This window comes from Mycobacterium sp. TH-M82 (assembly GCF_057473605.1).
In genome coordinates, this window is sequence record NZ_JBYCKY010000221.1 from 1 (window position 1) to 10,206 (window position 10,206).

Here is a 10,206-nt window from a genome sequence, read left to right on the forward strand (position 1 = left end):
CGCGCCTACTGGGAGGACTGGGCGGACGACGTTGCCGACATCTCCGCTGCGCTGATCACGCGGATAACGGCGATCCTCGACAACGGGGACAAGAAAGTCGTCAAAGAGTTCGAGCGCTTCCTGAAGGGATTGCGCGACAACCTCAATGACGCCATCACCGAAGCCGACGCGGTGGGCATGTTGGCGCAGCATCTCATCACCAAGCCGGTGTTCGATGCGTTGTTCTCCGAACACGACTTCGCTTCGCGTAACCCGGTATCGCGGACCATGCAGCGGATGGTGGACACACTCGGTGGCAGCGGTCTGGAATCAGAAACCAGCGACCTGGAGAAGTTCTACGACTCGGTTCGCATCCGCGCCTCCGAGGTCACCAGCGCCGAGGGCAAGCAGCAAGTCATCGCAGACCTCTATGAACGATTCTTCAAGATCGGATTCGCCAAACAGGCTGAGGCGCTGGGCATCGTCTACACCCCTGTGCAGGTTGTGGATTGGATTTTGCACGCCGCTGACACCGTGTCACGCGAACACTTCGGCAAGGGGCTGACCGATGAGAATGTGCACGTCATCGACCCGTTCGTCGGCACGGGAACGTTTCTGACTCGTTTGATGCAGACGGGTTTGGTCACGCCGAAAGACCTTGCCCGCAAGTACGGCACTGAGCTGCACGCCAACGAGATCATGCTGCTCGCCTACTACATCGCGGCGGTGAACATCGAGTCCACCTACCACGCCCTGATGGGCAAAACCGCAGCCGACGACTACGAGCCGTTCCCCGGCATCGTCCTTGCCGACACCTTCCAGATTCACGAGTCCGACGACACCATGGACAACGAGATGTTCCCGCAGAACAACAAGCGCATCGCCACGCAGTTGAGCACCAAAATTGATGTGATCGTGGCGAATCCCCCGTACTCGGTCGGGCAAGGCAGCGCCAACGACAACAACGCCAACATCAAATACCCCAGCCTCGACAAATGGATTGAAAACACCTACGTCAAACGCTCGACCGCAACCAACAAGAACAGCCTCTATGACTCCTACATCCGCGCGTTCCGTTGGGCGACCAACCGAATCGGCGATCAGGGCATCGTCGCGTTCGTGTCCAACGGCGGCTGGCTCAACAGCAACACCGCCGATGGGATGCGGTTATCCCTCGCCAACGACTACTCCCACATCTACGTCTACAACCTGCGCGGCAACATGCGAAGCCCCAACTGGAGAAACGAGGGCGGTCAGATTTTTGGTGCGGGCTCACAAGCAACCATCGCCATCTTCGTCGGGGTCAAAGACCCAACATCGAACGCGCCGTGCACCCTTCACTACCGTGACATCGGTGACTACCTGTCCCGCGACGACAAACTCCGCATTCTCGACACCGACGACCTCAACGCCGTGGGCTGGCAGACCATCACGCCGAACAAGCACGGCGACTGGATCAACCAGCGCGACGAAAACTACGGCACCTACCCTGCCATCGGAGACAAGAAGGCGAAAACCGGGCAGACCGTCGTGTTCCAGACGTTCTCTGCCGGGCTTCAGACCAACCGCGACGCCTGGGTGTACAGCTACTCCGCCGCGACGGTGAAGAACTCCGTTCAGCGCCTCATCGACAACTACAACAGCCTCAAAGAACCTTTCCAGAACTACTGCAATGACCACGGCATCACCAAACGCGACGAAGCAGCCGTCACCCGATTCCTCGCCGCCACGCCAGGCGCATCGGACCCATCCCGCATCAAGTGGTCTAGAAGCTTGAGAACTCACCTCGCAAAGAACACCAATGTTCGCGTGTCAGAGAGCGGTTATCTGGTCGGAACCTATAGACCATTCGATACCGAGCACGTTTACTTCGACAAATACCTGAACCACGAGCGGTCGAAACTTCCGGCGATGTTCCCTACACCCAACCACCGCAACATCGGCTTCTACGCCATTGGCGTCGGTGGGACAGCAGAGTTCTCACTACTGGCAACACGAGAGCTTCCCGACGTACAAATGCTTGGGGCGGGGCAGAACGGTCAGTTCTTCCCGCGCTTCACTTACGAGAAGGTTGAAGCCGACGACGGGAAGTTGGACATCTCAACGGGCGGGGGCGAGGTCGATGAGTGGGGTTACCGCTGTATCGACAACATCACCGACGCCATCCACAACCTGTACCGCGCGGCGCTGGGCGACGACATCACCAAAGACGACATCTTCGAGTTCGTGTACGGGTTGCTGCACTCACCGAGTTACCGGACCGAGTACGCCGCCGACCTGAAAAAGATGCTGCCGCGTATCCCGACACCGAAGTCACGCGACGACTTTGACACGTTCGCCTCGGCGGGGCGGCAGCTTCTGGTTTTGCACGCCGACTACGAGACCGCCGCACCGTACTCGCTGGACGTGCAGATCAAGAACGGCGTCAACGAAACTGACCGTGAGACCTGGCGGGTCGAGAAGATGAAGTGGAAGTCGAAGACCGACCACACCGCGATCATCTACAACCCGAACGTCACCATCGCGGGCATCCCCGAGGATGCCGAACGCTACCTGCTCGGGTCGCGGTCGGCGCTGGGCTGGATCATCGACCGCTACCAAGTCCACACCGATAAGGACTCAGGCATCGTCAACAACCCCAACGACTGGTGCGACGAGCACGGCGACCCGACCTACATCGTGGACCTCATCAAGAAAGTCACGACCGTCGCGGTGGAGACCATGAGGATCGTGGACAGCCTGCCCTGACCACAACAGTCACCTGTCAGACGAGGTGCCATCCTGATGCCTCGCTCCCATTTCCGTAACCCGCTTCCACCCCTGTTAAGGAAACCCATCTTCTGCGCACGTTGACACGTCGTTAACAGCAAACCGCCAAACCCGGCAGACCAGCCTCGACGCACGCCGTGGCAATTGTGATGTGTAACTATTCGTGATAGCGTATAACCATGCTCAAGTTGACGACCCTGGACGAGGACACCCAAGCCCTCGCCGAACGGCTGGCTCAGGTCCATGAACAGGTGAATCACCACCGCGCGGCGTTCCGTTCGGCGTGGGATGAGCGCGCCGAAGTGGCACGAGAGCTTCATCGTGTTCGTGCATATCCATGCAGCCGGATCGCTCGGGAGCTAGGTGTGGTCGAGCGAACCGTCTGGAGTTGGCTGACGAAAGTGGAGAAGGAGTAGGGCGGGAAATGACCGCCCCCAAGCCCAACGCCGACGCGGGCAAGAAATTGCAGAGCCAACTCGGGGTCATCGACGTTGACTCTGAAGTGCTTCGCGCCGCCGCGCGGGAATTACAACAGCACGCCGAGTCGTTGCGTCCCAACGCGAGGGCAGCCATCACCCTCAGCGCGACCGCTGAACGGGAAGCGTCAGCGTTCACCGAAACTCACGATCCCGCCCCCATCTACCTCGGTGCGGTGTCCGGGGTGGAACGTGTTGGCGGGAAATTCAGCGAGCAAATCAACAAGCTCATCACACAGCTCAACAGCGACGCGGCGGCGCTCATGTGGATTGCCGAGAACCACGACACCACCGAGGACGAGAGCAAACAGTCCATGTCCAAGCTTCCGGTCCAATCAATCTAGGAGGGCACCCAAACTATGCCAAGTAGCAGTGGACAATTCGCGTTCCACACCGCGTCGGTGGCGTACGCTGACCTCGGGGACGGTTTGGGAACTGTCCGTTTCCAGCAGCTCGATGAGGGAAGCGGCAAGACGTTCGACGCTCTGAACGCCAAACTTGCGCAGTATCAGCAAGCCCTCCAGGGTTTGCAAACTGTGTGCCATGAGGTCAAACAGGCGTGCGACGTGCAACACGCGGCGGATGTTGAGTTCGCGAAATCCCCTAGTGTGCAAGAGATTCAACGCCTAGCAGACCACGCCCGCTCTCTTCCACAGGGCGAACAGCGGGCGCACACGGTTCAGGACGCGGCGGCGGCGAAAAAGCAGCACGACGAGGCGAAAGAACGCCACCGCCAGGCGACGGAACCCACGGAAGGTGCACTGGACGGGGTAGAGATGCCAGCCCTGCCGTCCTTCGGTGAAGGAGGTAGCGGAGGCACCAATGTTCCTCTGCCTTTGGTAATGCCCGACCTCACGCCCACGCCCGCACCCGACCCAGGCACTTCCCTGTCGGGCGCGGACGATGGCGGCACCGCGCTCAAGCCCATGCTTACTGGACAGCCCGCCATGCCACCGATGACGCAGCAGCCGATGATGGCACCGCCGCAGATGCCGCAGGGCGGCGGTGCGGGCGGCGGCTATCCCGCCATGCCGTCGATGGCCGGGGCGGGTTCGCCCCGCGACCGCAAGAAGGACGACGGCAAAGACCCGCTGGACGGCTTGAAGACCGACCTGTCGGGCGCAGGCGCTGACGGCGCGGCGGCGGGCGTTGCGGCGGGCGCAGCCCTCGACCGTGGCACGACCGCGCACGGTATGCACACCCGCGCGGATGTCTCGGGTATCAATCGCCCAGCCGTAGGCGGCGGAGCGGGTCAAGCGCCCCCATCACAGCCGCAGCAGGGCGGCATGATGGGGGGTCCGATGGGAAGCGGCGCGGGTGGTGCGGGCGGCGGCGGCAAGCCCAAGCCTCGCCCTGACATCAAGAGCGCGGACCCGAAGCAGCACGGGCACGATTCTGTGCGGGAGTCCGTGGAGGGCGGACTCCTTGGACGGGACACCGCCGAGGAGCCGAAGTTCGGCGACGATAACAGACCCCCGGAATGGAAATGACACGTTACGCCACAACGGCTCTCGCAGCGCTGGCGCTGGCGCTGTCTGGATGCGACCGCGCGGTGGACGGGCAGCCCGTCGCCGCGTCTGCGACGGCGAAGCACATGCAGACGGACGCTTCAAACGTCCCTGCCCCGCCTAGCACACCGGACACGCCTGTGGTGCACAACATCGGTGAGGAAGTGCAGTTCTTCATCGAGGACTTGAATCGGTTCTGGGGTATGTATGAAATCACTACTGGCGCTATGGCGAAAGAAGAAACTGCTCCATTCACGTGCCCACATGGAGAGCCTACGAAGGGCAACGCAGCCAATTGCGCTGGCGTTGTCCTATATGACGCTGAGGGCTTGGAAGCTGAGGCATCAGGTCACCGTTATGTCGTTGGTGAAGTCATCGCACATGAAGTAGGGCACACCGTCGAGGCGCAGCTCGGTCAGCACGACCGCAGCGTCTACGCGCACGAACTGGCGGCGGACTGTCTGTCCGGTATGTACGTAGCCGGTAAAGGCGTACCCCTTGCCGATGCGAGTCAGGACTTCACTCACACGGGCATGTACGCCTACGCCGGTGACGAAGCCCTGACGGCATTTCAGAAGGGCTACAACAACTTCAGCGATTCTGATATGAGCATCGCACACGTCAAGCGCTGCATCCCGAAGGAGCATTGACCGATGGCGAACCGTGAACGCGCGACGGGTGGGGCGCGACGCGGGAACTGGACGCCGCCGACCGTCAGCTCACGGCAGTCGGCTGACCGGCGCGCCCATTCCCGCCCTGTGCAAGCATACGAGCCCCGATACGGACCCCCGCTACGGACGGGCGATCAAACCCGCCCCTGTCGGCGACCATGTTCTTGTTCAAAAAGCTAGCTTCAACTCGGCGTTTTAGACTCCGCGAAGCCTCGCCCAGCGCTACGGACTGCGCCACGGACATTGCTACGGGTCTGCGCTAAGAAATGCATAACTGGGGGCTGATTGCCTGACGCAGCGGGTGTAGCGTTCCACTATCGCCGCGCCGTCGGGGTGCCGGTTCAGTCTGGTAGAGGTTGCGTGGTGTCATTCACAATCGTCGCTCCCGAGTCGGTAAACGGTGCCGCAGCGGATCTCTTATCTGTTCAGCAACGCTTGGAAGAAGCGTCTACTCAGGCTGGATCCTACATTGCCAGTATGGAGACGGCGGCTCACGATGAAGTGTCTGTCGCTGTTGCGGAGATATTCGGGACGCAGGGGTTTCAGTTTCAGTCTTTGATTGCTCACGCCGCTACGTTCCACGGTCAATTCATGCGGACCCTCACTTCGGGGTCGGCTGCCTACACGGCTGCCGAACACTCGGCGGCAACGACGCTGAATCCAGCTTCCGCGAATAGTGTGGTGTCGGAATTGATCAACGACGCTCAGCCGTTGGGGGTGTTCTCCCCGGTGAAGCTGCTGACGGGACGCTCGCTTTTTGTCAACGGCGCTGCCGGGGCGGCGGGTACTGGGCAGTCCGGTGCCCCGGGGGGCTGGTTGCTCGGCAACGGCGGCGCTGGCGGGTCGGGCACCCCCGGTATCACCGGCACCCCCTATAGCACCGGCACCCCCGGTGGTACCGGGGGTGCCGGTGGAGCGGCGGGTTTGTTGTGGGGTCGCGGTGGTGACGGCGGCATCGGTGGTGCCAGCACCACGTGGGGTGTGGCTGGCGGAGCCGGTGGGGTCGGTGGTCAGGGAAGTCTGCTGGAAGGCAGCGGGACCGGCGGTGCCGGGGGTCTGGGCGGGGCGGCGACTGCGGGCTTCAACGCTTCTGGCAGCCCCGGCGGCCCCGGCGGCGGGCTATTCTTCGGGGCTGGCGGGGCTGGCGGGGCTGGCGGGGCCGGGGGCACCGTCACCACCATCACCAGCACCACCTTCAACGATCCGTTGGGGGTGGCAGTCAACCCCGGCGGCGATGTGTACGTCACCAACCCGAGCAACGGCACGGTGTCGGTGATCAATCCGTCCACCAACACCGTCACCGGCTCACCCATCACCGTCGGCACCGGTCCGGGCGGGGTGGCGGTCAACCCCGGGCACGACGTGTATGTCACCAACTTCAACAGCGACACGGTGTCGGTGATCAACCCGTCCACCAACACCGTCACCGGCTCACCCATCTCCGTCGGCACCGGTCCGGACGGGGTGGCGGTCAACACGGTCACCGACGGGGATGTGTACGTCGCCAACGATCTCGGTAACACGGTGTCGGTGATCAACCCGTCCACCAACACCGTCTCCGCCACCATCAGCCTCGGCACCGGTCCGGGCGGGGTGGCGGTCAACCCCGGGCACGACGTGTATGTCACCAACTTCAACAGCGGCACGGTGTCGGTGATCAACCCGTCCACCAACACCGTCACCGGATCACCCATCACCGTCGGCACCCATCCGAACGGGGTGGCGGTCAACCTCGGGCACGACGTGTACGTCGCCAACCAGGGTAGCGGCACGGTGTCGGTGATCAACCCGTCCACCAACACCGTCACCGCCACCATCAGCGTCGGCACCGCTCCGAGCGGGGTGGCGGTCAACCCGGTCACCGGCGGGGATGTGTACGTCGCCAACAATGCCGGTAACACGGTGTCGGTGATCAACCCGTCCACCAACACCGTCACCGCCACCATCAGCGTCGGCATCGATCCGAGCGGGGTGGCGGTCAACCCGGTCACTGGCGACGTGTATGTCACCAACCAGGGTAGCGGCACGGTGTCGGTGATCAGCGGGTAGTGGTGTGCAGGAGGAGCTGCCCGCGTCGATGGTCAGCAACCCCAGTAGGAATGTCTGTGTCCTCGGGTCCGTCCGCGCCTACAACCACGACATTCTCTGACAAGGGTTGTGGTGCCGTGGGATTAAGACCGTGCCGCAGGCTTGTAGCAGGCGAATTACCACCACCGCGTAGGGGACGTAGACCCGCGCAGGTCAGGACGCACGCGAACGCCGCCGGGGGAGCGGCACGGGCGGCGGCGGCTCCCTGAGGTATTCATCGGTGTACGCCGGGTATGGCGGGAGGTCGTCGTCTTGCCAGGTGTCCGCCCAGTCAAGGTCAGGGTCAGGGTCAGGGTCAGGGTCAGGGTCAGGGTCGGGGTCAGGGTCAGGGTTCGGTGACCACCGCGCGGCGTCCGACCATGGGAACGGATCGTCGGATTCCAGGTCGGCGATGTCCGCCAGCAGGCGGTCAAGGTCAGTCCCGTACACGCCACAGCTCGCGGTGGTCATCGTCCGACGTATAGATGAACGGTTGCACGCTGCCATCCTCACGGTGCAGGTCGATCCGATATGAAAACCCGCCCGTGAATCCGTCGCCAGCGGTGGCGGCGAAATCGGCAACGGCGTGGTGCAGGGCGGCGGTAAGGGATTGGTCGGTCATGCCCGCCATCGTCCGTCGCGGCACCGACACCCCGCCAGGGGGCGATAGCCTCATTCCCCCATGACTGCCTACGAAGCAGTACGGTCCAGCGCACGGTACAAGGTGCTCCGACCGACCCCCAGCGTCCGCGCGACATCACCAACGCGGTGTCCAGCACCGACCAGCGTCCGTGCCTGAGCGAGTTGGTCGCAAGTGACCGCGTTCGGGCGACCGATCCTGACTCCCCGTGCCTTCGCCGCCGCCAATCCAGCCTCGGTTCGTTCACGGATTAGTTCTCGCTCGAATTGTGCCATCGCGCCGAACACGCTGAGGACCAGTCTGCCCGACGCTGAACCCGTGTCGATGCTCTCGGTCAGGCTCCGCAGGTGGACACCGCGCTGCGCCAGGTGCTCGACCAGCTCCAGGAGGTTCCGCAAGCTCCGCGCTAAGCGGTCCAACCGCCAGACAACCAAGGTGTCCCCGTTGCGTAAGTGTTCCAGGCAGCGGTCCAGCTCGGGGCGGCGCGCCACGGAACCACTCACGCCGTGATCGGTGAAGATGCGCTCGACCCCGACGCCGGTGAGCGCGTCCAGTTGCAGTCGCGGGTTCTGGTCGGTGGTCGAGACCCGGGCGTATCCGATCAGCATGTCAGGAGCGTCCCACAAGGCGCTGACAGCTCGGATAAGGGAATCCGATTGTGGGACAGGAAATCGGGACGCCACCGCCAGGTGCAACGTCGGCGCAACACCCTCGGACTGTGCAGTCCATGAACCCAACGGTTACGGGACAGCGAAATATCGTCATGTCAGTCTCACTCAGCCCGAAGCCGAACCACGAAGCCCTCAATCTCGATTTCCTGGTACACAGCGTGAGCCATGTGGACGAGGACGGCAGCCAGGCTGTCCCGTAGGTGCTCGCACACCCGTGTCGGGGTGATCACCGAAGTCGGTATGGAGCTTGCCGTCAGCTCCAGCGGACAACAGCGCCGTCACCAGCGGATGTGGCTCCTCTTCGGTGGAGCGATTCTGTGGCACGAACAGCGTGGCGACGTAGAACGAATGTTCGGGCAGCTCAAATACGCGGGGTTCGTCATCGTCGTCAAACCCAGTGATGTTCAGTCCACCCTCATCGAGGGTCTGCCGGTAGGCGGGGTTCAGCCCAAAGTTGCAGTAATACTGTTCGGTCACCCTGCTCGCGCCGTAGTATCGTGCGACCGCTGATCCTGGTTGCAGGTTGACAGGCATGGTTTTTCCCGCCAGCGAGCACGCCAGTTCTGAGATGAACAATCGAGAGCCGTACGGGTCGTAGTTGGCGTCCTGCGCGTCTTCAAAGCCGAGGACGTTACGGGCGTATTCGAGAATGATGTGCTGGCAACCGCCGCACGTACCCAAGGTCGGCACCGCGTTCTCCCGCCCGAAGCGCAGCGCGGCTAGCGCCCCAGCCATGTTGCGGTACGGACTGCCGGGTGCACACCACAACACATCAGCAGCGGTGACCGCACTCAGGTCCGCCTCCAACGGTTCAGTGCCCAGCCACGAGACCGAGACCTCCAGCCCAAGCACCATAGCGGAATGGCTTATCGCAAAATTCGTGGCGACGTGCGGAGCGAAGTCGCCATCGAATTCGCCGATCACCGCGACATTCAACCGATCCGACATTCACGTTCCCTTCCCGATACCACCGCTTCGCTCAATCCCTGACTCGACGGCTCAATTGTCGGCGACACCGCCGTAAGCAGGGTGCCATCGGGCAGAACGAGGGAACAGCAGGTCATCAGGCACGCTCAATCGTCCCCGTATGAGAAGCGGGACGAGGACGACGCTCGCAGGTCAGGTCATCGGGGTTCCAGATGTGCGTGGAACCCATCGCAGTCATGCCATCAGTGTGAGCAGCGGGTATCGCATTACGCCAGTCCGTGCGAGGGACGTGACATCTCCCGTGTCCTGGGTCGTCAACGAGTTTCTGAGAGTTGTGACATCTCGTGACATCCACGGGCGCTCAGTGAATCGGAATTAACCGACCTACTGAGCAAACCCGCAGGCTATGGCGGTGGCGGAGGGATTTGAACCCTCGGACGGTGTTAGCCGTCACACGCTTTCGAGGCGTGCTCCTTAGGCCGCTCGGACACGCCACCG

Annotated in this window: 9 protein-coding genes, 1 tRNA gene and 1 pseudogene; 7 read left to right on the forward strand and 4 right to left on the reverse strand. The window is 62.6% G+C overall.

What is annotated here, in order from left to right; translation table 11 throughout:
- The 7 genes and pseudogenes from AC2VON_RS06490 to AC2VON_RS06520 form a co-directional block, all read left to right on the forward strand.
- Nucleotides 1-2,727 (forward strand): type ISP restriction/modification enzyme (locus AC2VON_RS06490; protein WP_486952208.1); only part of this gene is annotated, 2,727 nt, incomplete at its 5' end.
- Between the two features lie 200 nt (nucleotides 2,728-2,927).
- Nucleotides 2,928-3,164: a helix-turn-helix domain-containing protein gene (locus tag AC2VON_RS06495; protein WP_428901292.1), complete on the forward strand. Its 237-nt coding sequence runs from the start codon at nucleotides 2,928-2,930 to the stop codon at nucleotides 3,162-3,164.
- An 8-nt stretch (nucleotides 3,165-3,172) separates the two neighbouring features.
- Nucleotides 3,173-3,568, forward strand: coding sequence for a hypothetical protein (locus tag AC2VON_RS06500; RefSeq protein ID WP_428901291.1), 396 nt, complete (start codon nucleotides 3,173-3,175; stop codon nucleotides 3,566-3,568).
- A gap of 57 nt (nucleotides 3,569-3,625) precedes the next feature.
- A complete protein-coding gene (locus tag AC2VON_RS06505; RefSeq protein WP_428901290.1) occupies nucleotides 3,626-4,714 on the forward strand; it encodes a hypothetical protein in 1,089 nt (362 codons plus the stop codon).
- Entirely contained in the window at nucleotides 4,711-5,382 is a 672-nt protein-coding gene (locus AC2VON_RS06510; protein WP_428901289.1) for a hypothetical protein, read from the forward strand. Before AC2VON_RS06505 ends, AC2VON_RS06510 begins: the two co-directional genes overlap by 4 nt.
- 384 nt (nucleotides 5,383-5,766) lie before the next feature.
- Nucleotides 5,767-7,062, forward strand: a pseudogene (locus AC2VON_RS06515) (PE-PGRS family protein); the annotation flags it as partial.
- A 120-nt stretch (nucleotides 7,063-7,182) separates the two neighbouring features.
- Nucleotides 7,183-7,452 (forward strand): YncE family protein, encoded by a 270-nt coding sequence (locus tag AC2VON_RS06520; RefSeq protein ID WP_486952209.1) that lies wholly within the window; start codon nucleotides 7,183-7,185, stop codon nucleotides 7,450-7,452.
- 454 nt (nucleotides 7,453-7,906) lie between these two features.
- Here the strand turns inward: AC2VON_RS06520 and AC2VON_RS06525 are convergent, their stop codons facing one another.
- The 4 genes from AC2VON_RS06525 to AC2VON_RS06540 form a co-directional block, all read right to left on the reverse strand.
- Entirely contained in the window at nucleotides 7,907-8,092 is a 186-nt protein-coding gene (locus tag AC2VON_RS06525; protein ID WP_428901288.1) for a hypothetical protein, read from the reverse strand.
- A 68-nt stretch (nucleotides 8,093-8,160) separates the two neighbouring features.
- Complete coding sequence (locus AC2VON_RS06530; RefSeq protein WP_428901287.1) at nucleotides 8,161-8,718, reverse strand: recombinase family protein; 558 nt, start codon at nucleotides 8,716-8,718, stop codon at nucleotides 8,161-8,163.
- A gap of 195 nt (nucleotides 8,719-8,913) precedes the next feature.
- Nucleotides 8,914-9,729 (reverse strand): CTP synthase C-terminal region-related (seleno)protein, encoded by an 816-nt coding sequence (locus AC2VON_RS06535; protein ID WP_428901286.1) that lies wholly within the window; start codon nucleotides 9,727-9,729, stop codon nucleotides 8,914-8,916.
- A 386-nt stretch (nucleotides 9,730-10,115) separates the two neighbouring features.
- Nucleotides 10,116-10,205 (reverse strand) — tRNA-Ser (locus AC2VON_RS06540).
- Nucleotide 10,206: the final 1 nt, after the last annotated feature.